We start from the raw sequence: 22,155 nt of genomic DNA, 5'->3' as shown, positions 1-22,155 counted from the left end.
AGTCAGGCGCACATTCGACAACGGCGAATCTCGTGACCAACGGGTGTGTTGGGACGGATAACTGCGGCTGCAGATGCTGTTGAGTACTTGTTCACAATGGAAGTGTCCTACGTAACAATGAAAACTTGCAAGTAACAAAGCCCTAAAAAGTCCGCATTATGAGACAAAGCTGTCCATTGTGTTGAGGATCACAATTCGGCAGATTGCTGAGAATAACAGTTGTTTTTGCCACGGTGGCGCTTGGATACGCACTCATCCGAAGATAATTCGGCCATCTCTGATTTATGACGGAAAATATTCTAGATTTCATCGTATGACGCGATGTGTCCTCCGACGCCCACTCCGTGGACGCCGGGAAGACAGGCGGGCAAGAAAAAAGTCTTGGGCGGCGGCGTTGTGCCGTCGCCCAAGACTGGGTAGTGGAAACCACTCTCTACTACTCGGCCTAGGCCCAGTAGTAGGTTCACCGCTTCCCGTCCGTGTCAGAAGAGCCAAAGAAAGCGGTTAACAATTCACATTAATTGGTGTTCGTCGTAGCTGTTGTCAATTGAATTGATTCTGCTGCGTAAGAGTCGCCGTTCTTGAGAGCGGAAATCCTTACCGTGGCTCCCTTAACAACGTCGGCGATGGTCGGCGTCGTAGTTTGGGTACTGGTTTGCCGCCGGCCAAAGCCGCCGCTGGAAACTGTCACCCCCGTGCCGATGGAATAGCTGCGCGTAAAGCCGTCGGCGCTTTTGACGGTGACAGACGTACTGCTGACCTCAGTGACCGTCCCGGTTTGTTCGCCAACCGTGACGTATTTCTGGTTCCGCAACACAACGTACTCGCCGTGGACGGAATTGAGAGCGGCAATATTTCCCGGACCGGCCATACCGCCGTCCATCCCACCCATCCCGCCACCAATCTGGTCGTCTTGCGCACCGGGGCCCATCTGGCCGTCCTGCGCTTGACCGTCAAGGCCTTGGCCACCGGCGATTCCATTAGCACCAGTGCCGTTGTTGGCGGCAGAGTTATTTCCAGCCACAGCCACAGCCGCTGCAGCACCGCCAGCAATAACCACTGCAGCACCGGCAGCGATGACGGTCTTTTTCACCGTCCATTGCGACGCCGGTTTGGCACCTTGCGCGGGTGCTCCCCACGCGGCGGGCTCAGCGTACTGATGGTTCTGGTACGGAGCGCCTGAATGCTGCTGCTGCGCATACTGGCCGGTCTGCTCCGTGGCCTGCGGGTACTGCTGCTGAGCATTCTGGAACTGGTCAGCTGAATACTGCGGCTCCTGGATCTGCGGCTGCTGGGTTGGCTGGGTTGGCGCGAATCCGCCCGAGGCCGGATCATAGGCCGGCTGAGGGACCGCACGTGTTGGTGGGACTTGGTTAATCTGGGGGTTCTGCGTGGTCTGATCTTCGCCGTTGCGGTTATTTTCTGTGCTCACTGCGATTCCTTCGCCATGGGTGGGGTAGCTTCTCCACCAGCATCCAAAGAAACCCTGTGTTGAGGCTGTGCACCGAGACAGCCGTGCCTGTGCATCCAGCTAGGTAGGCTAAGACGCACAGGCAGCTCACAGCTTCGGCTCAGCGGCGAACTACACACAGAGTGGAGAGTTATTCCATGGCCACACCGCACTCCATGACAAATAATCTTCCCGCCCTCAGCCACCCAGACGGATCCCCCATCCGTGCACTCGTAGTGGATGACGAACCGAGCCTTTCCGAGCTGATGAGCATGGGCCTCCGAATGGCTGGCTGGTCAGTCGCCGTTGCCGCTGACGGCCCTACAGCTGTAAAAACTGCCCGCGAGTTCCGCCCGGACGTTCTGGTTTTGGATGTGATGATTCCAGGGTTCGACGGCGTTGAGGTACTTCACCGGGTCCGTCAATTTGCGCCTGAGGTACCTGCCCTGTTTCTGACAGCTAAGGATGCTGTGGAGGACAGGATTGTGGGCCTTGCGGCCGGCGGTGACGACTACGTCACCAAACCGTTCAGCATGGAAGAAGTCCTGTTGCGTCTGCACCGTTTGGTTCAGCGTTCTGGCATTGCTGCTCAGGACTCAGCCGAGCTGGTGGTTGGAGACCTTGTCTTGAATGTGGACACTCGTGAATGCACCCGTGCTGGGGAAGAAATCAGCCTCACGGCAACCCAGTTTGAGCTGCTGCGTTACTTGATGGAAAACCCCAAGCGTGTGGTTTCCAAGTCGCAGATTTTGGACCGGGTATGGGACTACGATTTCGGCGGTCAGGCGAACATTGTGGAACTGTACATCTCCTACTTGCGCAAAAAGATTGAATCGGGTCACCCTCCCATGATTCACACCATTCGCGGCGCTGGTTACACCATCAAGCCGGCCGAGTAGTCAGGGCTCAACGTGTCTTCACTTGCAGGCGCCACTCGGCGGCTAGGGCGCAGCTGGCTGAGACCCAGCACCTGGCAGCTCCGTACCCGGCTGGTGCTGGTGGCCATGGCTCTTTTGGTGGCCATTTGCGGCATCGTGGGCTTGGTCAGTTATGCCTCGATGGACTTGTTCCTGAACCGGCAACTCGATGAGCAGCTCAAGTCTTCGTCCCAGCGCGCGGCAGACTTCGGCCGGCCGCCGTCGGGCTCCGACTCGGGACGGCCAGACCCGCTCGAAGCGCGTGGCCAAGGCGCCGGAACGCTCAACGCGCGCATTCTTGGCGGCACCGTGAGCAGTGCTGGAATTCTGGCCGACGACGGCACCCGACAATCGCTTTCCGACGCCGACAATCAGGTCCTGGTGGGGCTTGAGCCGAGTGCCGGGCCGGTTAGCCGCAAGCTCTCAACGGGAAACTACCGGCTGGTTGCCGTCCAAACCCCCATTGGTGATGTGATCATCACGGGATTGCCGTTGACCGAGAAGGAAGGCACTCTCGGCTCCCTAGTGTGGACCACTGTCTTTGTCTCTTTGGGTGGGTTGATTCTTATTGGCCTCGCCGGGACAGTAGTCATTCGGCACACTATGAAGCCCTTGGAGGAGCTGTCCAATGTGGCCACCAAAGTCTCCCAGCTTCCCTTGGACGCCGGTGAAGTGGGCTTGGCTGTGCGGGTTCCGGCTAAGGCGGCCCAAGCTGGCACCGAGGTGGGAAATGTTGGTTTCGCGCTGAACAAGATGCTGGATAACGTCTCCAACGCTCTGGAAGCCCGGCAAAAAAGTGAAACGAAAGTTCGGCAATTTGTGGCAGATGCCTCGCATGAACTGCGTACTCCGTTGACGGCCATTCGCGGTTATACGGAGCTTATGAAGATGACTGAGACTTTCAGTGAGCAGGGTGAACAGTCACTCAAACGGGTGGAGAGCCAATCCAAACGAATGACGGCTTTGGTGGAGGATCTGCTTCTTTTGGCCCGTCTGGATGAAGGCCGGCCGCTGAACATCACCAACGTGGACGTGACCCAACTGGTGGTTGAAACGCTCAGCGACGAGAAAGTGATGGCTCCAGACCATCACTGGAAACTCCAGCTCCCGGATGAGCCGGTTACGGTGCGCGCAGATTCGGCCCGTCTTCACCAGGTTTTGGTGAACCTTTTGGCCAACGCTCGCAAACACACACCCGCCGGGACCACAGTGGTGGCTGGCGTTGGGCACTCTGCAGACGGCAGCGTAGTGATTACAGTGACCGACGACGGACTAGGGATCAGCCCGGAGTTCCAGGACAGGATCTTTGCCCGCTTTGCCCGCGCAGACGCGTCTCGGTCAGTTAATCAGGACACCGCATCAACCACCGGCGCTGTTCGCGAAGGAAGTTCTGGGCTTGGTCTATCTATTGTTGAGGCGATTATGCAGGCCCACGGCGGCTCGGTAGAGGTGACGTCCCGGCCCGGCCGTACCGAGTTCGCGCTACGTTTGCCGGCCCCCGCCGTCGTTATTTAGCGCTTTGGTGGCGGCTCCCGCGGAGACCTACCACCGAGGTGTGGTGCCGCAGCATGGTTTTATCAACCAATGTGGCCACCGTTACCTAAATGTGACTTAACTTCTGAGCTCCTGTACCGTAAATAGGGTGCGCCCGCCGTTGTAGGCGCGCTCCGTGCTAGTCGCCAAGCTCTGCCGCTACCCGGATTCCGTTCCATGAGGCAGAGGCGGGGGACCCAAGTTTTGGTCCTGCTGCTCACACCAGCAACCTCGGGGTGAAGCGCACGGCAGAATTCGTTCACTGCCATGCGCCGGGTGTCTCTCATCCGAATCCGACAGCTAACTCCGCAGGCGCTACGAGAGGCAAACCACTGATGTCTGAAAACTTTTCCAGCCGCCGTGAGGCGCGCGAATCGGCCACTGGCCGGTCCCGCAGAGCTCACAAACATGAGTCATCACTGAAGCAGAGCGCCAAGTTCTTGCCGAAACTAATCGGCTACCGCACAGCTGTGGTCAGCACCGCCTTTGTGGTACTCCTTAGCGCATCGGCCGTAAGCCAAGCAGCCGTTGAACCCACCACTGCATCCGCCTTGCCCGGTAGCGGCACAGCGAGCGCAGCGGCCGGTGCCGTGCTGAGCTTTGAAGGCTCGCCCGTCAAGGGATCCTCTGAAGGCTCCCAGCCAGCCGCTTCTGCAAGTTCAGCATCCAACTTGTCCGTCATGTCTAGCAGCGAGACTGCTAGCGATTCAGCAAGTGCTGACAAGGCCGCCGCCGCGAAGGTTGCAGCAGCGAAGGTTGCCGCCCAAAAGGCAGCAGCAGCCAAAGCCGCAGCGGTAAAGGCAGCGGCCGCGAAGGCTGCAGCAGCCAAAGCGGCGGCGGCTAAAGCTGCCGCCGCAGTTCCGGTCAACGACCCCGCCAGCGCCCAGGCCTACGCCGCCTCACAACTTTCAAGCCACGGCTGGGAGCAAAGCGAGATGCAGTGCCTAACCACTTTGTGGAACAAGGAATCTGATTGGACCACTACGGCCACCAACGCAGACTCTGGCGCGTACGGCATTGCGCAGTCACTCCCGGCAGAGAAGATGAGCACCGCCGGTTCGGACTGGCAGACCAACTACAAAACCCAGATCAACTGGGGTTTGCAGTACATCTCCGAACGGTACGGATCCCCCTGCTCGGCACTGACGTGGCACCTCGGCCACAACTGGTACTAAACACTAATCCTCACTCGTGAGAAAAGGTCTCGGCATCACGCCGGGACCTTTTCTTTGCGCTCCTTCATAGTGCACAGCATCTACACAGCTTTGACCTAAAGCCAGCACAACACCGCCCTTCAGTGTTGAAACATGACGATCACTGACCAGGCAAAAGTTGATGCATCCGCGGCCGCATCGCCCGGGTATCGCGGGATCCTGCCCCTGCGGCGAAGCGCCGTAGACACGCGAGTCGCAGTCCCGATCCTGGATGTGGCCATTCCGGTTTACAACGAGGAAAAGGACCTTGAAGAGTGCATCCGGCGCCTCTACGCATACCTGAGCGATAGTTTTCCCCACTCGTTCCGAATCACCGTGGCGGACAACGCCAGCACGGATTCCACCCTCAAAGTGGCAGAACGGTTGTCCCGGGAAATTCCGGAAGTAGCAGCAGTTCATTTGGCCGAAAAAGGGCGGGGTAACGCGCTGCGAAAGGTGTGGCTGGCCTCGCCGTCGCCCGTTCTTGCGTACATGGATGTGGACCTCTCCACCGATCTTGCCGCACTGGGCCCACTCTTGGCTCCGCTCATTTCGGGGCACTCGGATATGGCCATTGGTAGCCGACTTTCCCGCAGCTCTGTGGTGGTGCGCGGCCCCAAACGTGAGTTCATCTCACGCAGCTACAACTTCTTGCTCCACTCGCTGATGGGCGCCAAATTTTCTGATGCGCAGTGTGGGTTCAAAGCTATTCGCGCGGATGTTGGTCAACGGCTCCTCCCCCACACCGTGGACACCGGCTGGTTCTTTGACACTGAGCTACTGGTCTTGGCAGAACGCACCGGTTTGCGCGTCCATGAGGTCCCGGTGGACTGGACCGATGATCCGGATTCGAGTGTGGACATTGTTCAAACCGCACTTGCCGATCTGCGCGGTATGTTCCGGCTCAGCCGCGACCTTGTCTCCGGCCGCATCCCGGTCCCCGAGTTGCGCGCAGCCCTAGCCCGCGGCCCCATACCCGCAGCGTCCCGCGCGTCCGAACAAACCCCCCAAGCTTCATTGTTTGGTCAGTTGATTCGTTTTGGCACGATCGGCATTGCCTCCACCATCGCGTACTTGGTGATCTTCGCGCTGTGCCGGAACATCATGGACCCGCAACTGGCAAACTTTATTGCCCTGCTGAGTACAGCGATTGCCAACACCGCAGCGAACCGTCGCTTCACCTTCGGCATTTTGGGCCGGGCCGGTGCAGCTCGGCATCACTTTGAAGGCTTGTTGGTTTTTGGAATCGGTTGGCTACTCACGGCCGGCGCCCTGCTGGCCCTACATTCAGGCGCCGAGGCCCCTGCCCGCTGGGTAGAACTGCTGATTGTCACAGGAGCGAACCTTGCCGCAACAGTGGTCAAATTCCTCCTCTTCCGGCTCTGGGTTTTCCGCCAGCGCCGCCATTCCACTACCGGTGCACCACGTTCCGGAAATTCCGCTTCCTCTTCAACTGAAACGGCTGAGTAAATGACTGCCACCATCTCCCCCAAGACCCCCGCCGAGCAACGCGCTCTGGCCAAAACCCAACGCCAAAACCAGCTCGTTTACGGCGGCCAAGCTCGGTGGATCCGGACCAGCGCGGCGCTCCTGCTGCTTGCCACAGCAGTGTTGTACCTGTGGAATTTGGGTGCCACCGGCTACGGCAACTCTTTTTACGCGGCGGCCATCCAGTCCGGAACCAAAAACTGGACGGCACTGCTCTTCGGTTCCTTGGACCCGGGCAATGCGATCACGGTGGACAAACCGCCTGCATCGTTGTGGATCCCGGCACTTTCTGGACGGATCTTCGGCTTTAACTCGTGGAGCATGTTGGTTCCCGAAGCGCTCATGGGGGTTGCCGCCGTCGGATTTTTGTATCTAACAGTTAAGCGTGTCTCCGGTCCCGCTGCGGGGCTGATTGCCGGCGGCGCCCTGGCGCTTACCCCTGTGGCTGCGCTGATGTTTCGGTTCAATAACCCGGATGCCATGCTCACTTTGTGCCTGGTTCTGGCAGCTTATTTCACCACGCGTGCCATCGAGAAGGCTGGCTGGAAATGGCTGGTAGCTGCTGGCGCGATCATTGGTTTGGCGTTCCTGACCAAGATGCTCCAAGGGTTCCTGATTGTGCCGGGGCTGGCGCTCGCCTACCTCTGGGCTGCGCCCACAACCTTGGGCAAACGAATCTTGCACTTGCTGGGTGCGGCGGCCGGAATTGTTGCAGTGGCGGGCAGCTATTTGCTCCTCTTTACACTCACACCCACCTCGATCCGCCCGTACATGGCAGGTTCCAGCAACAACAGCTTCCTGGAACTGACCTTCGGTTACAACGGTCTAGGCCGAATCACCGGCAACGAAGGCGGCGGCTCGGGTGGTATGTCCGGTGGGATGCCCGGCGGCGGAATGGGTGGCGGTAACTCAAGCTTTGGTGGAGCCACCGGAATCCTCCGAATGTTTGGCAACAGTTTTGGGACAGAGGTTTCGTGGCTACTGCCTGCAGCCTTGCTGCTCTTGGTGGCGGGGCTGTGGTTTACCCGCAAGGCTATCCGCACCTCCCGCACCCGCGCAGCACTCTTGATGTGGGGCGGCTGGCTGGTTGTCACTGCCGGGATTTTCAGCTTTATGTCCGGCATTGTGCACCCGTATTATGCGGTGGCTCTTGCCCCGGCGATCGCCGCCGTGGTGGGTATCGGCGCAACCGAGCTGTGGCGTGGGCGGGCCTACTGGCCGGCGCGAATTGTGCTGGCCGTTGCGGTGGCTGGCACCTCGGTTTGGGGCGCAATTCTCCTTATGTCCGACGCCGCGTGGTTGCCTTGGTTGCGCATTGTCACAGTAGTGCTTGGGGTGCTGGCCGCGTTGGCGTTGCTTTTCCGGGTGGATGAAATCCAGCTGAAGAAAGGCGGGGCGGGTCAGGCTGCCGGGCGTAACCTGGGTGGGCGCAGCCTGAGCGGGCGCAGCCTGAGTGGGGCTGTGATCGCTTTGTGTTTGCTGGCCGGTGGGCTGAGCACTGGTGCGTGGACTCTTGCTACGGCAGCTACACCGCATTCTGGTTCTATCCCCGTCTCTGGCCCGGCCTCAACAACTAGTGTCCGTGGTCTGGGTGGCGGCGCCATGCAGGGTGGAATGGGCGGTGAAGGTGCAGCAGATGCTGAAGTGACTGCATTGTTGAAGTCCACCAACACCAAGTGGTCAGCGATTGTGTCGGGAGCCACGCAGGCTGCCTCTCTGGAGCTGGCATCAGACACCAGCGTGATTGCACTCGGCGGCTGGAACGGTAGCGATCCGTACCCCACACTGGCGCAGTTCCAGCAGATGGTGGAGGACGGCCAGATTGGCTACTTCATCTCCGGTGGAATGGGCGGCGGTCCAGGTGGCGGTGCCGGCGGCGGCGCAGGTGGAGGCATGGGCGGAAGCTCAGAGGTTGCTTCGTGGGTTGCCGCTAACTTCACGGCGCAAACCGTAGGAAACTCCACCGTCTACAAACTCACCAAGTAGCCGGTGCCAGAGCAAAAAACCCGGGCTAGCGAACACACATTGAGGGGTGTTCGCCGGTCCGGGTTTTTTGTTGGTACAGCGTTTTTGTTCAGCGTGCGTGTAGCGCGCGTGGGGCGGAAGTGCTTAGCCTGCCACGCCGTAGAGGCGATCGCCAGCGTCGCCCAAACCGGGGACGATGTAGGACTTTTCGTTGAGCTTCTCGTCGATGGACGCGAGCACTACTGTGACGTTGGCGTCATGGAGTTCTTCTTCGAGTTTGGCGAGCCCCTCGGGTGCGGCGAGCAAGCAGATGCAGGTCACGTCAGAGGCGCCGCGGCGGAAGAGGAATTTGATGGCCTCACGCAGGGTGCCACCGGTGGCGAGCATGGGGTCCAGAACAAAGATTTGGCGGCCGGTCAGGTCCTCGGGGAGACGCTCGGCGTAGGTGATGATGTCCAGGGTTTCTTCGTCCCGGGCCATACCCAAAAAGCCAACCTCGGCGGTGGGGACCAGTTTGGTCATGCCCTCGAGCATGCCCAAACCTGCGCGCAGGATGGGGACCACCAAGGGGGTGGGCTTGGTGAAGGCGGTGCCGATGGTGGTGGCTACCGGGGTTTCAATCGTGACGGGCTCGGTTTTCACCTCGCGGGTGGCCTCGTAAGCCAGCAGGGTTACAAGTTCCTCAGTCAGCAATCGGAATACCGGTGATGAGGTGTTTTTGTCCCTGAGAACGGTGAGTTTGTGGGCAACGAGGGGGTGATCGACGACGATTGTGCGCATGGGTCAAAGTTATCACCCGGCGCCACTTACTCTGCTGGGGCGGGGCTCACACTGTTATTGATGTTGTTGTGCCGGTGGCGGACGGCGTGGAAAAGTTGATGGGCCAGAATCACCAGGGCCAGCCACGCGAGGCCCAGAGCCCACGCGGCCATCACGTCGGTGAGCCAGTGGTGGCCTAGGAAGACGCGGCTGAGTCCCATAAAGATCACAAAAGCGCCGCCCGCCAAAATCACCAGGACCTTGAGCCAGTTACGTCTAATCTCAAGGCACAGCAAATACACCACGACGCCGATTATCACCGTTGCGTTGAGTGTGTGGCCACTGGGGAAGGACGGCGAGGTTTCGTAGGGCGGGACGGCGTCAGCGGTGGCGGGGCGAACCCGGCCAATGAGTTTTTTGCCCACCACCGTGGCCAGTAGGGATCCTGCCCCTGCTGCGACGATCAGAATTACTGGCCGCCAGTTGTGTGTTTTCCAGGTCAGCAGTGCAGCAACAAGGACCGCCAGAATGGGCATTCCGTAGACGCCACCCACGTTGGTGAACGCTGTGACGGCCGAGTCTAGGCCTGGGGTGCGCAGCGTTTTGGCGTAGGCAAGGGCCGGGTGATCCAGGGAGGCAACGCCGTCGGATTCAACAACGTCTTCGTAGACTTCGGCACCGGCAAGGGCCAAGCCCAATACAATCCCCATTCCGATGATGAGCGTCAGCCACATGGCTGAATACGGTCCCATCGAGCTGGCAATCCATTTGGCGATCTTCTGTGCCTGCGCCTTCACGTGATGTTCTCCTTGGAATCTTGGTGCGTGAATGTGGGCTGTACTTTCCGGACCGAACCTATCATTGAGACATGCCCCAATCGAGCTCCGTGCCGCACAACATCACCCACCATACGTGGATGGGTTTGGCTTTGGATGAGGCCCGGCGGGCATTGGATACTGCCGATGTGCCGATTGGTGCAGTGGTGATTGGGCCCGATGGTGCGGTGCTGGGTACGGGCCGGAATGAGCGCGAAGCCGGTGGCGACCCCACGGCGCATGCCGAGGTTTTGGCCATCCGGGAAGCGGCGCGGACGCTGGCTGCTTCTGGCCCGTCAGACGGTTGGCGGCTGGAAGACTGCACGCTGGTGGTGACGCTGGAACCCTGTGCCATGTGCGCTGGAGCGGTTGTTTTGGCGCGGATTCCCCGGGTGGTTTTTGGCGCGTGGGATGAGAAGGCTGGGGCTGCCGGTTCGGTGTTTGATGTTTTGCGCGAACGCAGGCTCAATCATTGGGTTGAGGTTTATCCGGGTGTGCGTGAGGCCGAGTCCGTTGCCCTCTTGCAGGACTTTTTTAGCTCGCGGCGTTGAGCGCGTCGATTCGCTTTTGACGTGATTTGGCCGAATCGAGGCTGAAGGATCTGAAGTCGCCCAGCTCGTCCCGGATCCAGGCTTCTACCTCTTTGATGCGGTCTTTGATGGCCGCGGTTTCTTTGACGAAGAGCCAGTAGGCAATTTGTTCCTGCCCCGGATCGTATTGCCACAGGCCAATGATTCGGCCACGGTCAAGGATGGGGTGGTCTGGGAGATCGGCTTGGAGCGCGAGTGTGCCGTCCAGAACTTTTTTGTCCTTGTCAGCGGGGTCCAAATAGTCTGCAGCGTTTCGTCGCAGCAGAAACAGTGAATCAGTGCCGGCCAAGAGCTGGATCTGTTCGGTTTTTGCTGACGTAAAAGCGCCAAGCCGTACGACGTCGTCGGGCAGCATCCAGAGTTGTTCACCTGCCGCTGTGGTCACTTCGGAGGCGCCGACGGCGGCGAGCGCCCTTTTGGTTTGGGCCACGGTGAAGCCGGTGAACCATTGGGATTGTTTGGCCGTGGCGCCGCCAGTCCAGCCGAGGTAACGCTGCATCAGAAGGTTCCGAACGCCGTCGTCCGTTAGTTTGTTGCTGTTTTCGTCTGTGCTGCTTTCTTCGGCGCTGTTTTCTGCTGTGCTGTTTTCGTTTGGGGTGAGCTGCCAGGCGGTGTAGGCGTAGCGCTGCTGATCGAGACGGCCGTTGATGGGAACGCGACGGATGCGACCGTCGGCTTGGAGGAGTCCCAGTGCGGTGGGGAGTGTGGTGGAGGCGCCTTTTTTGCGCCCCTCCTCCCCTAGACTGCGGACAGATTCGCCCAAGAGTTCGCGGAGTTGTTTGGGGTCTAGGGGCTGTTGTTCTTCGTTGAGGGTGTGGAGGACTTGTTCTTCCAGGAGGGTGATTTCGCCGCGTTCCACGCCGAGCCGTTCGAGGACTTTCATGGACGCGAGGGCTGCGTCGGCCCCGAGTCTCAGGGCCCAGCGGAAGTCGGACTTGCCGAGGACGTAGGTGCAACCTCGGGCGGTGGGAAGCTCGTGAATGTCAAGGTTTTGGACGGTCTGGTCCGTTTGTTTGCGGGTAATTCCCGCCCGGGCGAAGAGCGTGAGGTAGGGGTTTGCGCCGCCAACGGACCGCGCCCAGCCTGCGGTGGCGAGGACCTGCTCTGGGGACGCTCCTGCGAGCGAGCCGTCCAGGCCTTGTTTGTGCCAGAACCAAGCGCGCAGAAATTCTGGCGTGAGGGTAGCCGGCTCTGGCGGTGCCGGGTTCAGGTCCGTGGTGGCGTTGGCGCTGGTGCTGCTCATGGGTCCATTGTGCGCGTATCTGGGCACGATATATAGCGCGAGTGGGAGGTCCCGGCGGTGACCCGGTTTGGGGATGCCCCGCAGCTCCGGTAATGTATTCATGTTTGGTGACGTGTCCGAGCGGCCGAAGGTGCAACACTCGAAATGTTGTTTGGTGTCAAAGCCAACGTGGGTTCAAATCCCACCGTCACCGCCAACTCTGAAGGCCTCATTTTCCTTGTAAATAAAGGGAAGTGGGGCCTTTTGCTTTGCCAGAAATTAGGGTTTTGGGCACATTTTGGGCACATCCGATTGTGAAACAGCTTGATCTAGAGCCGCCGCAACTGCGTCCAAATCCTCATCAAACAGGTCTGCATACACGTCCAAAGTCATGGCAGCACTACTGTGTCCAAGCATCCGCTGTATCGCTTTTACGTTGGCACCGGCGCTCACAGACAAGCTGGCCGCAGTGTGCCGGAGATCGTGCGGTGTGATCCTTGGAATGCCTGAACGCTTCACGGCACCGGCAAACCAACTCATGTTGTCCTCGTGGACTCTGGCCAAGCGCAAGTAGTTGCCTTTTTCGTCTGAGAACACCAAGTCATCCCGGCCCTTGCCCTCGCATTGCACAGCCAACTGATCTGACAGGAACTTCGGAAACGGCACGGTGCGCTTCTGGTGGTTCTTCGGCGTGCCAACTTCAATGATGGCTCCCACTTGGACGGCATTCTCTTCAATCAACATCCGACGCCGGAGCATATCCAAGTGCTTCACCCGTAGTCCGGTTGCTTCGCCCCATCGCAAACCGCAGTACGCCAGCACGAGAATCAGTGTCGGGTATTTGCTCTCTGCCGCCAGCTCGTGAACTTGCTCGTGGGAAAGGTAGACGTGCGCCTTCTTGCCCTTCCTAGGCAGGTTCACGCCCCGCGCAGGATTGACTAGGACGCGCCTATCATCAACAGCACCGTCCAAGATGGAAGCCAGCACACCAAAAGCGCGGATTACCGTAGTGGCACTCTTTGCAGTCACTGGCGGCTTGACCGTGTTGTCCCCCACCGTCAGCCTGGACACCCATTCTTGAATGTCAGTTTTCTGGACCTCAGAAACTGGGACCGTGGCCCACCGTGGAGCCACGTAGATCCGCCACGCAATCTCAAGCGGCCTATAAGAAGACGGCTTCAAGTGCGTCTGACGTTTCAGCCACGCCGGCCCAAGCGATCCAACCAAGACACGAGCTGCACCCGGGTCAATGAATTCACCCTTGGCCTTGGCTACCTCGTTGGACGATAGAAACAGTTGAGCATCCCGCTTGGTTTTGAACCCGCGCTTCTTGGTCTGCGTTCGGTCCGGTTTCCGGTAGCGCACCTGGTAGCGCTTGCCGGCCTTGGTCTCGTATGGCTCAATCGTTGCCATCTGGCACGTTCTTCAGGGCCTTTAATACATCGTCACGGACAACCGCCGCTTCAGCCGACTTTGACGCAATAGCAACAACAGTCTTCTTGACTCGGTTGACCCATCGCACGATATCGCCGCCACTTCGGGGCACGGCGGCGACTTCAAACCCATTTCCATCGGTGTCAATTCGCCACAGGGAAAGAATCTCGCCCCCGTCCAAGCTGGCAAAGTGATAGTTCGCACTGAACAGTAGAACCCTGAGTTCTTCCTCCCACTCGCCACCGTCGCCCAGCATCATGGTTTCGTTCAAAGCGTCGCCAACTTCGCGGTTGATCCTGGCGACGCGATCCAGCGGCCCATCGTCCTTCTCGGTGGTACTAAATTTAAATCCACCTTCCTGGTTGCTCAGGAGTCTAAACCCTTGGCTCCAGTCCCACGCTTGGGCAGCTGTCGTTCCAGCCGGAGCGCCAGTCACGGAGCTGCTCACGTCGTCATCGTCACCTTCTTGAACCGTCGTAAGCAGTAGTTCGTTTGGGTTGACGTTCAGTGCCACGGTGAGGGCCATTAAGTCGTCAACATCAACGCGACGCTCGCCCTCTTCTATGCGCCGGATCGCCAGCGGTGAGATTGGACGGCCAAGGTCTGTCACCTTTCGCGAGAGTTCCGCGTAGTTGAGCCGGTCAGCTTCTCGGCAGCGCTTGATGTTCCGGGCAACATTATTGCCAGTCGGTCCTAGTTCCATTTTTTGTCCAGCCATGCCCTCAGTCTGACATACAAAAGATGAAGGTCAACCTACCGTTGTTGACGAAATCGCCCCTATGTGATTACTATGTAAGTAGACCTCCAAAAGATGAAGGTCATGACCTTAAAGATGGAGGCGTGATGGAAACAAATAAGGCTTTGAAGCCAGCAGCAGTAGCAGAGTGGTTGGGAATTACCCCCGGCGCCTTGGCCCAGATGCGTTACCTCGGCAAAGGACCCCGCTTCGTAAAAATCGGCGGCAGGTCCATCCGGTACATGGAATCCGATCTGATGTCTTGGATCGAAGCCCAGACCCGGCAGCAGACCGGCGAGCAGGTCAGCGCATGATCGCCGCCGTCCTTGCAACCATCTGCATCATGGGCGCATTCATCCCGGCATTCATTCGAGCAGATAGGGAAATCCGATGATCACGAGTACTACGCCAGCGAAGGCGTGCAAGATCCGCCTGAAAACAGAAAAAGACCGTGACGCTCTCGCCAAAGAACACGCCACGGCCAACGAAACCATCACCTACCAAGGAGTTAGTTCCATGAACAAGACTATCAAGACCCCGATTACCGTGCAGGAATTCTTCAAGCTCGCCACTGAACTGGAGATGGACGCCTCCGAGCTGCTGGACCTCCTCAACGACGCGCTTGGAGAGAACTGGTGGGAGCCGGAACTTGGTGACGCCAGCTTCAAGCTCGACTTCGACAACTTCAAGGTTCCCGAAGGGTTCCGGCCTATGGACGAAGTTGTTGGATCCTTCGTTGGTAAAGGCATCGAGCGCGACCGCTGGACCATCATCTCCGAATGGGACTCCCACACTGGCAAATTCTCGCTGACGTACTGGACGCACGATGACGGCGAGATGACTTGGCAGGAAACCCTGGCCTACGCGCAAGACCTCATGGAGATGACCGCCCACACCGTGCTGCTGGAGCAGTCCAACACGGTTTCCAAGTAGGGGTCAGGGATGACAGACGGGCGGATACCGGGCAAGTGGATGAATGAACCCCGGTTCATCGAGATGAGTGTTGACGCTTGGTGCGTGTTCACCAAGGCAATCGCTTGGTCCAACGAAGCTGGCACGGACGGTCTGATCAAGCGCCGGTATCTCGCCCTTCTGCACCCTCAGGGCGAACAACCTAGGGCCAACAGTGAGATCGCTGACCTGGGTCTCTGGCACGCGACCGTTGACGGCTACCAGTTCGTGGACTGGAACAAGAAGGCCTACCAAGGTGGCCTTGGACAGGAGCTCGCCGCCGTGGTTCAAGAGCAGAAGGACAAGAACAAAGTGCGTCAGCAGAAGTGGCGCGATGGGCAGAAGGACAACAAGGATAACTCCCCCGTAACGCGTGACGTAACGGGCAACGTAACGCGTGACGTAGGACAGGACAGGACAAGACAGGCTTTTGATGAAGGAAGTACACAAAACATGAAAGAAGAACCTTCCTTGAAGATCATCAGAGACTTCCCTGATTGTGCTTCTGAAGACTGCAACGGGAAGTTGAATCAGCGTGCAGTGAATGCTGGCCGTGACGTCTGTGAAGACTGTGCATGGAAGTTGGGGGTGGCCTCATGAGTCGCCATGTTCAGGAGGACTCTCGTGCGTGGTGGAAGCAGCGTGCACGGCAGAAGGACTTTGTTATCAAGGCCATGGACTATCGGATCAAGCAGCTTGAGGCTGACTATGACTTGATCGAGTCCGAGCTTCGGGACCGTGTTGAGACGTGCACGTGCATGAAGGACGTGAACTGATGGGGTTGCTGAAGGTTTGTTCAGAGTGTGGTGCTGTCACTGATCAAGCACTGTGCATCGATCATCGACGCAAGCCAGCACCGTCGCCTTCCCATCAGCTCAAGGGATCCAGCACGGCACGAGGCTACGACTACACGTGGTCCAAGTTGTCTAAGCGTGCACGGCAGCTCCAACCATTCTGCTTGGACTGTGGTTCCACATCAGACCTCACTGCTGACCATTCTGAGGAAGCTTGGGCGCGGAAAGCACGAGGTCAAGTGATCCGCCTGGAGGACATCACGGTGGTCTGCCGTCCGTGCAACTCCAAGCGCGGTGCAGCTCGAGGTGGGGAGTTGGGGCTGATTGATGCTTCAAAGGACCCCCGGGCGATTGGCAAAGTTTCAGATACTCCCGGTATCGGGTACTTCGAGGGGGGTGGCAAGTAGTGGTTGCGGGGCCGAAAAGGGCTATTACGGCGGATCCGCTGGACTTCAGGGGCTGGCCGAAGGATCGGGCTAAGCGTCGTGAGCGGTTTATCAAGGACTTTTTGGTTGTTCCTCGTGGCCATGGTGCTGGTAAGCCGGTTGCTTTGAGGGCGTTTCAGCAGGAACTGATCCGGGGCGCGTTTGCTCCTGGTGTTCGGACTGCTTTGGTGTCTCTGCCTCGTGGTAATGGAAAAACGGCGTTTGCGGCGATGCTTGGGTTGGCTGAATTGTTTGTTGGTCCGCCGTCTGCTGAGGTGCTGGTGGTGGCTTCTGATCAGCGTCAGGCCATGATTACGTTCAAGCTGGCCAAGCGCATGGTGGAGTTGAACCCTGAATTGGCTGACCGTGTTCAGGTTTATCAGGACCGGCTTTATGTTCCTGAGAATGATGCTTCTCTGATCCCGCTCCCGGCTGAGTACGGTGCACTTCAGGGTTATGACCCGTCGCTCCTAGTAGTAGATGAGCTGCACGTTGTCACTGAGGCGGTGTGGGAGGCGGCAACTACGGCAGCTGGTAAGCGTGAGGAATCTTTGACGCTGGCCATCAGCACGCCGGCCGCTTCTGAAGACTCGATCATGTGGACTTTGGTGAAGCACGGACGCTCTGAGACTGACCCTCAGTTCTACTTCAAAGAATATTGCGCACCGGATGATTGCGACCTTGAGGACCGCGACGCCTGGAGGACCGCGAATCCTGCATTGGCTTGCAAGGATCCGTTCTTGGCCGAGGACGCTCTGGATGCTGTTCGGAAAACCATTCGTGAACCGGTGTTCAGGCAGTTGCGCCTTGGTCAATGGGTAACCGGTGTGGACTCGTGGCTACCGTTTGGGGTCTGGGAAGCTAACGCGGATCCGGCCCGAATCGTGGCACCGGGCGAACGGATCGTCATGGGCTTTGATGGTTCCGCTTCTGGTGACTCCACTGCACTCGTGGGATGCACGATTGAGAACCCGCACTTGTTCATCATTGGCTTGTGGGAGAACCCTGGCGACCCACGGTGGAGGGTCCCACGCTCTGAAGTGGATCAGACCATTGCTGATGCTTTTGACCGTTACGACGTCGCAGAGCTCGCAGCGGATCCATGGGGCTGGCGCAGCGAACTTGAAGGCTGGTCTAAGCGCCACGGTGAAAAGCGGATCTTGGAATGGAACACCGCCCACGCTCAGCGCATGGCACCGGCCACTGACCGAATGTTCCAAGCCGTCGCCATGAATACCGTCAGCCACGACGGCAACGAAGACCTAGCCAAACACATTGCGCACTGCGTTGCGAAGTCCACCGCGTTGGGGGACTTGGTTTCCAAGGACAAGAGGAATTCTCCTCGCAAGATCGATGCTGCTGTTGCGGCCATCGTTGCCCTGGACCGCGCCGCATGGCACCAAACAAACACTAAGCGCCGCCGTGTGGCGTCGTTCTAAGGAGACTATTTTGACCTTCAACGGTGTTATCAAACTTTTGTCCGACAAGCTCACCGAGTCCGAGCCTGGTCTGTTGACTTTGGACTCGTACTGGCAGGGCACGCAGGCCGCAGCATTCTTGGCTCCGGAGGCTTCTAAGGCTCTTGGGAATCGTTTCCGGTCCTTGTCCGTGAACTTCCCCCGGCTGGCTTGCACGGCCCTTGCAGAGCGTTTGGCGGTGACTGGCTTCAAGGCTGACGGTGCTGAGTCCGCTGACCCGGGGCTGTGGAAGTTTTGGAAGCGTAACGGTATGCAGAATGGTTCCGCTCAGGCTCACACTGATGCACTGATCTACGGACGTTCTTTTGTGACCGTATGGGCTGGCCGGGATGGTGCGCCACTGGTGACGGTGGAGTCACCTCGAAGCATGGCTGTGCTACGAAACCCGGCGACTCGTGAAGTCACGGCAGCATTGAAGCGCTGGTCTGAGAACAACACCGGGTACGCGGTTCTGTACTTGCCGGATGAGATTGTGAAGCTGACGGCCAAGGCCAACGTAACGGACGCTTTTCCTTCTACCGGCTGGAATGTCACGGAGACCATTCCGAACCCGTTAGGCGTGGTCCCAGTGTTTCCTATCGTGAACCGTGGACGCCTCGCTGAGATTGACGGCGTATCTGAAATGAATGACGTCCTGGACCTCGCTGACGCTCTGAACAAGTTGATGGCTGACGCGATGGTCACGAGCGAATTCTTCGCACGGCCACGACGTTGGGCAACCGGCCTTGAGCTGGTGGAGGACGAAGACGGCAACGTGGTCAACCCGTTCCCAGACGAAGCTGGCCGGCTATGGCAGTCCGAGGCACCGGAAACGAAGTTCGGTCAGTTCGACGGCGCACGCCTGGACGGCTATTCAGATGTGGTCAACATGGTCACCACACAGATCGGTGCACTGACGCAGCTCCCGGCCCATTATCTCGGCCTCAATGGTGATCAGCCGCCGTCCGCTGACTCCATCCGAGCCGCCGAGGCATCACTGGTATCTCGTGCGTACTCGTTGCAAATGACCTTTGGTGCAGCGTGGGCTGAGGTTGCCAAGCTGATGGTTGCCGTAAGCACCGGCGCTGATTATTTCTCTCTGGATTACGAGACCGTGTGGGGATCACCGGAGACCCGGACCCCGGCGCAGGCTGCTGATGCTGCTGTGAAGCTCAAGACCATTGGTGTCCCACTGACGGTCATCTTGGCTGACACGTTGGGGATGACTCCGGAGCAGATTGAACGGGTCCGTGTAGCTGCTCGTGCTGAGGCTCTGGACGCTGCTGGCATCGACCTTACGGCAATTGCCCAGTGAGCTACGTGGAGGCGCTGACAGGCCTAGGCGCAGCGACTGAAGCCAAGGCCGTAACGATCTTTGAGTTGTTTCAGGCCGGGCAGCTGACCAAGGCTCAAACCGTTGCGACTATGGCCAGCCTGATATCCAAGGCCAACCTTCAGGCCGCGTCTTTGGCTGACTTGTCCTTAGCGGCCACGCTGACGTTACAGACCGGTGCAGCGGTGCCGGCCACTGGGATCACGATCCGGTCCGGAAGCGTCCTTGTTGCTCGCGGGATCAGGGAAATCTTGGACACTCCCCCGAAGGAAGCGGACATGCTGATGCGGATCCAGCGCATTGCACGGACGGCACCTATCGACTCAGGTGCACGTGCCTACTCAAAGGCCATCAAGTCTCAGCCTCGCGTGCAGGGCTGGACTCGTGGACTCTCACCAAAAGCTTGCCAGCTGTGCCGCTGGTGGTGGAGAGACGGTCAAGTTTTCTCCGCGTCAAAATCTATGGCACACCACCCGGGATGCACTTGCATCCAAATCCCGACAGTAAAGGAAAAATAAATGACTACTTCAGAGGTTACTACCCTAGACCCCGCTGAGACGGACGTAGAGACGGCACGGGACGCCGTAGATGCTCCGGAGGTAGGGGAAGTTGATACGGACGCTACGGACGGCACAGGAGACGCTGAGACGTTCCCGCGTGAGTACGTGGAAAAGCTCCGGAAGGAGAACGGTGACAACCGGGTCAAGGCCAAGAAGGCTGATGAGTACGCCGCCCGGCTTCACACCGCCTTGGTCCGTGAGACTGGACGCCTGGCTGATCCGGCTGACCTCGCCTTCAATGCTGATCACCTCGAAGACCCTTCGGCGTTGGCCGCAGCTGTGGACGCTCTTCTGACCGCCAAGCCGCACTTGACCAGCCGGAAACCATCCGGTGACATTGGTCAAGGCTTGATGTCCGAGTCTGCCGGTACTGTCAGCCTTGCCGGTATCCTCCGGTCCAACGCAGGTTAGGGGAACATCGTGGAAGAACTGAAGGAAGCAACAGCAACGGCGCTGCTCGAAGCAATCAAAGAGGCCGCTGGACAAGGTGCCAGTCGCCGTGGAGAACACCTTGAAGCCCTCGCCCGGGCGTACGCCATGGTGACCGGAGTCCCCTTGGTGGAAAAAAATCCGGGCGTCAGCAATCAGATGTACGTCATGCGGTAATTCCCGCTTTACAGGGAGTCAGTTCTTCACTCGCATACCCCTAGGGGGTATAATAGCGGGTAGGGACTGGCTCCCTTTTGCGTTGCTTGACTGGCTCAAGACGTGACCATCAATCACATCTTTCTAAGGAGCCAACATGGCGAATTCCACTAGCACCGCACCCGAACTCACAGCAGAGCAAGTACAGGCCATTCTGGTCCAGCCGCTCGAAGCTGCATCACTCTTCTTGGCCTCCGGTCCTCGAATCTTTGACACCAACGGCTCCCAGATCCGTATCCCGAAAATGGGTGCCGCAACTTCCCCCGCATGGCACGGTGAAAACGATCTGATCACCGAGCAGGACGCCACGTTCGATGAGGTAGTTCTGCTGCCCTCCACGATGAAGTCTGTCAAGGTCATCACTCGTTACAGCAACGAGCTCGCACGTCAGTCCATCGTGGCCTTGGATGCTGCACTGAAGGACCGCCTGGTTGCAGACGTTGCCTCCACCATTGACGCCGCGTTCTTCGGCTCCGCAGGTGACGGCATCGCCTCCCCCAAGGGAATCTTGGGCTGGGCCGGCACTCAGGTTGTTGACGCAGCCGGCGCTGCCATCAGCTTGGATCTTTTGCTGGACGCATGGGGCAAAGCACTGGCCGCTAACGTCAACATTGCTGGCCTTCGCTGGTTCATGCGCCCCGAGGCCTTCACGGCCCTCCGCAAGATCAAGCAGGGCACCGGCTCCAACCAGTACGTGCTGACTCCGGACGCAACCGCAGACGGCGTATTCCGCCTCTTCGGAACTCAGGTAGTTATCACCAACCGTTTGCCGCTGGACGGCGAGAGCCAGCAGTCCGTTGTACTCGCTGACATGTCTCAGGTTGCCGTGGCACGCGACCTGGCACCGTCAGTCAAGGTACTCACCGAGACCTACGCAGCCTACGATCAGCAAGCACTTCGCGTCATCGCTCGCTACGACGTCGGAGCCTTGAACCCTGAAGCAATCGTCAAGATCACGAACGTACTCTGATGCTGACAGGGCAGGATATCGCGGACTTCCTTGGCCGGGGTGATGACCTAGAGTTGGTCACCCTGGCTGGCCTGCACCTGCCCGTTGTCGAAGCGTTTGTGAAGTCATACACGCGTGGCAACGGCTGGGACGCAACAGGCGCAGTACCGGAGATTGAAGCGGTCATCAAGACCTCTACAGCCCGGCTGGCGATCAATCCACAGCAGGCGCGGCGGATCCAGATTGATGACTTCTCTCAGACGTTCTCCACACTTGACGGCTGGACGCTCCCGGAGCTGGCCGTCCTGAACTTGTACCGGCGCAGGGTGGGCTAGATGGACCCCGTAACGGCTCTCAAGGCAGGACGGCTTGCAGCTCAAGCCACGTTCATCGACACGTACAAAGTGGAGCGCCCTGGTGAGCCGGTAACGGATCCGGACACCGGTGTGGTCTCACCGGGTCTAACACTGATCTGGACCGGCAAAGGCAAAGTTCAAGTCAATGCTCCAGCAGCTTCAACACCACTGGCCGGTTCGCACGAATTCACGGTTCAATCCATGAGCCTGCACCTACCAGTCAACGCCGGCCCCTTCGGAATCGGTGACGTAGCAACCGTTGTTGCCTCGCCACTGGATCCCGGGCGGATCGGGAACAAGCTCCGGATCACTGCACTCTTTGACAAGACCTACGCCACGGCGCAGCGTCTCAAAGTTGAGCAAGTGACCGGTTAGGCGTCAACGTCGCCCCCGGGTTTTACTATTCCTACCGGGACAAGGAACGATGGGCATCTTGATAGCGGATCCCAGCGCCAACCAGATGGACCTCCACTTCGGTGGGGGTCCTTCTTGGTTTTTAGTGGGCACATTTTGGGCACATTTGAGCCTGAAACACTGTGTTTGTGGTGACTCTGAGTGATGAAAAAACTCCTAGATTGTGCGG

25 protein-coding genes, 1 tRNA gene and 1 riboswitch are annotated in these 22,155 nt (G+C 58.7%); of the genes, 20 read left to right on the top strand and 6 right to left on the bottom strand.

The genetic code is table 11. The features are described 5' to 3' along the window. Positions 1-517 precede the first annotated feature (517 nt). Positions 518-1,432: a hypothetical protein gene (locus ACQR35_RS11035; RefSeq protein WP_430270064.1), complete on the bottom strand. Its 915-nt coding sequence runs from the start codon at positions 1,430-1,432 to the stop codon at positions 518-520. A gap of 176 nt (positions 1,433-1,608) precedes the next feature. Here ACQR35_RS11035 and ACQR35_RS11030 point away from each other — a divergent pair, with 176 nt between their 5' ends. The 5 genes from ACQR35_RS11030 (at position 1,609) to ACQR35_RS11010 (ending at position 8,567) form a co-directional block, all read left to right on the top strand. Continuing rightward, positions 1,609-2,349 carry a response regulator transcription factor gene (locus ACQR35_RS11030; protein WP_430270063.1) on the top strand — a complete coding sequence of 247 codons (741 nt, stop codon included), beginning with the start codon at positions 1,609-1,611 and terminating at the stop codon, positions 2,347-2,349. 12 nt (positions 2,350-2,361) lie between these two features. Continuing rightward, positions 2,362-3,882 (top strand): sensor histidine kinase, encoded by a 1,521-nt coding sequence (locus ACQR35_RS11025; protein ID WP_430270062.1) that lies wholly within the window; start codon positions 2,362-2,364, stop codon positions 3,880-3,882. A 171-nt stretch (positions 3,883-4,053) separates the two neighbouring features. Beyond that, positions 4,054-4,229, top strand: a riboswitch (cyclic di-AMP (ydaO/yuaA leader). Between the two features lie 6 nt (positions 4,230-4,235). Beyond that, a complete protein-coding gene (locus ACQR35_RS11020; RefSeq protein ID WP_430270061.1) occupies positions 4,236-5,075 on the top strand; it encodes a hypothetical protein in 840 nt (279 codons plus the stop codon). A 132-nt stretch (positions 5,076-5,207) separates the two neighbouring features. After that, on the top strand, positions 5,208-6,563 hold the full coding sequence (locus ACQR35_RS11015; protein WP_430270060.1) for a glycosyltransferase: 1,356 nt from the start codon (positions 5,208-5,210) through the stop codon (positions 6,561-6,563). Next, complete coding sequence (locus ACQR35_RS11010; RefSeq protein ID WP_430270059.1) at positions 6,564-8,567, top strand: glycosyltransferase family 39 protein; 2,004 nt, start codon at positions 6,564-6,566, stop codon at positions 8,565-8,567. Between the two features lie 123 nt (positions 8,568-8,690). Here ACQR35_RS11010 and upp read toward each other — a convergent pair whose 3' ends face one another. Both upp and ACQR35_RS11000 read right to left on the bottom strand, forming a co-directional pair. After that, entirely contained in the window at positions 8,691-9,326 is a 636-nt protein-coding gene (gene upp, locus ACQR35_RS11005) for a uracil phosphoribosyltransferase (protein WP_430267488.1), read from the bottom strand. Between the two features lie 26 nt (positions 9,327-9,352). Then, a complete protein-coding gene (locus ACQR35_RS11000) occupies positions 9,353-10,102 on the bottom strand; it encodes a phosphatase PAP2 family protein (RefSeq protein ID WP_430267487.1) in 750 nt (249 codons plus the stop codon). A 71-nt stretch (positions 10,103-10,173) separates the two neighbouring features. Here ACQR35_RS11000 and ACQR35_RS10995 point away from each other — a divergent pair, with 71 nt between their 5' ends. Beyond that, the gene (locus tag ACQR35_RS10995) at positions 10,174-10,671 is read left to right on the top strand and encodes a nucleoside deaminase (protein ID WP_430270058.1); all 498 of its coding nucleotides are present in this window, start codon (positions 10,174-10,176) and stop codon (positions 10,669-10,671) included. Here ACQR35_RS10995 and ACQR35_RS10990 read toward each other — a convergent pair. Further along, entirely contained in the window at positions 10,655-11,953 is a 1,299-nt protein-coding gene (locus tag ACQR35_RS10990) for a DNA glycosylase AlkZ-like family protein (protein ID WP_430270057.1), read from the bottom strand. The genes ACQR35_RS10995 and ACQR35_RS10990 overlap by 17 nt on opposite strands. A gap of 106 nt (positions 11,954-12,059) precedes the next feature. On the opposite strand from ACQR35_RS10990, the gene ACQR35_RS10985 reads away from it, so the two are divergent. Continuing rightward, a tRNA-Ser gene (locus ACQR35_RS10985) sits at positions 12,060-12,149 on the top strand. A gap of 62 nt (positions 12,150-12,211) precedes the next feature. Here the strand turns inward: ACQR35_RS10985 and ACQR35_RS10980 are convergent. Next, the gene (locus tag ACQR35_RS10980) at positions 12,212-13,345 is read right to left on the bottom strand and encodes a tyrosine-type recombinase/integrase (protein WP_430270056.1); all 1,134 of its coding nucleotides are present in this window, start codon (positions 13,343-13,345) and stop codon (positions 12,212-12,214) included. Beyond that, positions 13,332-14,084 (bottom strand): helix-turn-helix domain-containing protein, encoded by a 753-nt coding sequence (locus tag ACQR35_RS10975; RefSeq protein WP_430270055.1) that lies wholly within the window; start codon positions 14,082-14,084, stop codon positions 13,332-13,334. The genes ACQR35_RS10980 and ACQR35_RS10975 overlap by 14 nt, the downstream gene beginning before the upstream one ends. Before the next feature lie 125 nt (positions 14,085-14,209). Between ACQR35_RS10975 and ACQR35_RS10970 the strand changes: the two genes are divergently transcribed. The 13 genes from ACQR35_RS10970 (at position 14,210) to ACQR35_RS10910 (ending at position 21,947) form a co-directional block, all read left to right on the top strand. Then, positions 14,210-14,416 (top strand): helix-turn-helix transcriptional regulator, encoded by a 207-nt coding sequence (locus ACQR35_RS10970; protein ID WP_430270054.1) that lies wholly within the window; start codon positions 14,210-14,212, stop codon positions 14,414-14,416. Positions 14,417-14,492: 76 nt separating this feature from the next. Next, positions 14,493-15,035, top strand: coding sequence for a hypothetical protein (locus ACQR35_RS10965; protein WP_430270053.1), 543 nt, complete (start codon positions 14,493-14,495; stop codon positions 15,033-15,035). A gap of 39 nt (positions 15,036-15,074) precedes the next feature. Next, the gene (locus ACQR35_RS10960; protein WP_430270052.1) at positions 15,075-15,653 is read left to right on the top strand and encodes a hypothetical protein; all 579 of its coding nucleotides are present in this window, start codon (positions 15,075-15,077) and stop codon (positions 15,651-15,653) included. After that, positions 15,650-15,829 (top strand): hypothetical protein, encoded by a 180-nt coding sequence (locus tag ACQR35_RS10955; RefSeq protein ID WP_430270051.1) that lies wholly within the window; start codon positions 15,650-15,652, stop codon positions 15,827-15,829. The genes ACQR35_RS10960 and ACQR35_RS10955 overlap by 4 nt, the downstream gene beginning before the upstream one ends. Beyond that, complete coding sequence (locus tag ACQR35_RS10950; protein ID WP_430270050.1) at positions 15,829-16,254, top strand: hypothetical protein; 426 nt, start codon at positions 15,829-15,831, stop codon at positions 16,252-16,254. The genes ACQR35_RS10955 and ACQR35_RS10950 overlap by 1 nt, the downstream gene beginning before the upstream one ends. Beyond that, positions 16,254-17,711, top strand: coding sequence for a terminase large subunit domain-containing protein (locus ACQR35_RS10945; protein ID WP_430270049.1), 1,458 nt, complete (start codon positions 16,254-16,256; stop codon positions 17,709-17,711). Before ACQR35_RS10950 ends, ACQR35_RS10945 begins: the two co-directional genes overlap by 1 nt. A 10-nt stretch (positions 17,712-17,721) precedes the next feature. Then, complete coding sequence (locus ACQR35_RS10940) at positions 17,722-19,044, top strand: phage portal protein (protein ID WP_430270048.1); 1,323 nt, start codon at positions 17,722-17,724, stop codon at positions 19,042-19,044. Next, positions 19,041-19,580, top strand: coding sequence for a hypothetical protein (locus tag ACQR35_RS10935; protein WP_430270047.1), 540 nt, complete (start codon positions 19,041-19,043; stop codon positions 19,578-19,580). Before ACQR35_RS10940 ends, ACQR35_RS10935 begins: the two co-directional genes overlap by 4 nt. Beyond that, the gene (locus ACQR35_RS10930; protein WP_430270046.1) at positions 19,581-20,033 is read left to right on the top strand and encodes a hypothetical protein; all 453 of its coding nucleotides are present in this window, start codon (positions 19,581-19,583) and stop codon (positions 20,031-20,033) included. A gap of 9 nt (positions 20,034-20,042) precedes the next feature. After that, entirely contained in the window at positions 20,043-20,228 is a 186-nt protein-coding gene (locus tag ACQR35_RS10925) for a hypothetical protein (RefSeq protein WP_430270045.1), read from the top strand. Between the two features lie 136 nt (positions 20,229-20,364). After that, positions 20,365-21,237: a phage major capsid protein gene (locus ACQR35_RS10920; RefSeq protein WP_430270044.1), complete on the top strand. Its 873-nt coding sequence runs from the start codon at positions 20,365-20,367 to the stop codon at positions 21,235-21,237. Further along, the gene (locus ACQR35_RS10915) at positions 21,237-21,551 is read left to right on the top strand and encodes a hypothetical protein (RefSeq protein WP_430270043.1); all 315 of its coding nucleotides are present in this window, start codon (positions 21,237-21,239) and stop codon (positions 21,549-21,551) included. The genes ACQR35_RS10920 and ACQR35_RS10915 overlap by 1 nt, the downstream gene beginning before the upstream one ends. Then, positions 21,552-21,947 carry a DUF6093 family protein gene (locus ACQR35_RS10910; protein WP_430270042.1) on the top strand — a complete coding sequence of 132 codons (396 nt, stop codon included), beginning with the start codon at positions 21,552-21,554 and terminating at the stop codon, positions 21,945-21,947. Positions 21,948-22,155: the final 208 nt, after the last annotated feature.

Source organism: Pseudarthrobacter sp. J1738 (genome assembly GCF_050490315.1).
GTDB lineage: Bacteria > Actinomycetota > Actinomycetes > Actinomycetales > Micrococcaceae > JBNPEO01.
The sequence above is the reverse complement of the archived record's forward strand: the minus strand, read 5'-3'. Positions and strand labels throughout refer to the sequence as shown.

Excerpts from the sequence above, each read along its gene's own strand:
- ACQR35_RS11030 (WP_430270063.1), top strand. The coding sequence starts at position 1,609 with ATGGCCACACCGCACTCCATGACAAATAATCTTCCCGCCCTCAGCCAC.
- ACQR35_RS11020 (WP_430270061.1), top strand. The coding sequence starts at position 4,236 with ATGTCTGAAAACTTTTCCAGCCGCCGTGAGGCGCGCGAATCGGCCACT.
- ACQR35_RS11015 (WP_430270060.1), top strand. The coding sequence starts at position 5,208 with ATGACGATCACTGACCAGGCAAAAGTTGATGCATCCGCGGCCGCATCG.
- ACQR35_RS11010 (WP_430270059.1), top strand. The coding sequence starts at position 6,564 with ATGACTGCCACCATCTCCCCCAAGACCCCCGCCGAGCAACGCGCTCTG.
- upp (WP_430267488.1), bottom strand. The coding sequence starts at position 9,326 with ATGCGCACAATCGTCGTCGATCACCCCCTCGTTGCCCACAAACTCACC.
- ACQR35_RS10995 (WP_430270058.1), top strand. The coding sequence starts at position 10,174 with ATGCCCCAATCGAGCTCCGTGCCGCACAACATCACCCACCATACGTGG.
- ACQR35_RS10990 (WP_430270057.1), bottom strand. The coding sequence starts at position 11,953 with ATGAGCAGCACCAGCGCCAACGCCACCACGGACCTGAACCCGGCACCG.
- ACQR35_RS10980 (WP_430270056.1), bottom strand. The coding sequence starts at position 13,345 with ATGGCAACGATTGAGCCATACGAGACCAAGGCCGGCAAGCGCTACCAG.
- ACQR35_RS10975 (WP_430270055.1), bottom strand. The coding sequence starts at position 14,084 with ATGGCTGGACAAAAAATGGAACTAGGACCGACTGGCAATAATGTTGCC.
- ACQR35_RS10970 (WP_430270054.1), top strand. The coding sequence starts at position 14,210 with ATGGAAACAAATAAGGCTTTGAAGCCAGCAGCAGTAGCAGAGTGGTTG.
- ACQR35_RS10965 (WP_430270053.1), top strand. The coding sequence starts at position 14,493 with ATGATCACGAGTACTACGCCAGCGAAGGCGTGCAAGATCCGCCTGAAA.
- ACQR35_RS10960 (WP_430270052.1), top strand. The coding sequence starts at position 15,075 with ATGAATGAACCCCGGTTCATCGAGATGAGTGTTGACGCTTGGTGCGTG.
- ACQR35_RS10955 (WP_430270051.1), top strand. The coding sequence starts at position 15,650 with ATGAGTCGCCATGTTCAGGAGGACTCTCGTGCGTGGTGGAAGCAGCGT.
- ACQR35_RS10950 (WP_430270050.1), top strand. The coding sequence starts at position 15,829 with ATGGGGTTGCTGAAGGTTTGTTCAGAGTGTGGTGCTGTCACTGATCAA.
- ACQR35_RS10930 (WP_430270046.1), top strand. The coding sequence starts at position 19,581 with ATGACTACTTCAGAGGTTACTACCCTAGACCCCGCTGAGACGGACGTA.
- ACQR35_RS10920 (WP_430270044.1), top strand. The coding sequence starts at position 20,365 with ATGGCGAATTCCACTAGCACCGCACCCGAACTCACAGCAGAGCAAGTA.
- ACQR35_RS10915 (WP_430270043.1), top strand. The coding sequence starts at position 21,237 with ATGCTGACAGGGCAGGATATCGCGGACTTCCTTGGCCGGGGTGATGAC.
- ACQR35_RS10910 (WP_430270042.1), top strand. The coding sequence starts at position 21,552 with ATGGACCCCGTAACGGCTCTCAAGGCAGGACGGCTTGCAGCTCAAGCC.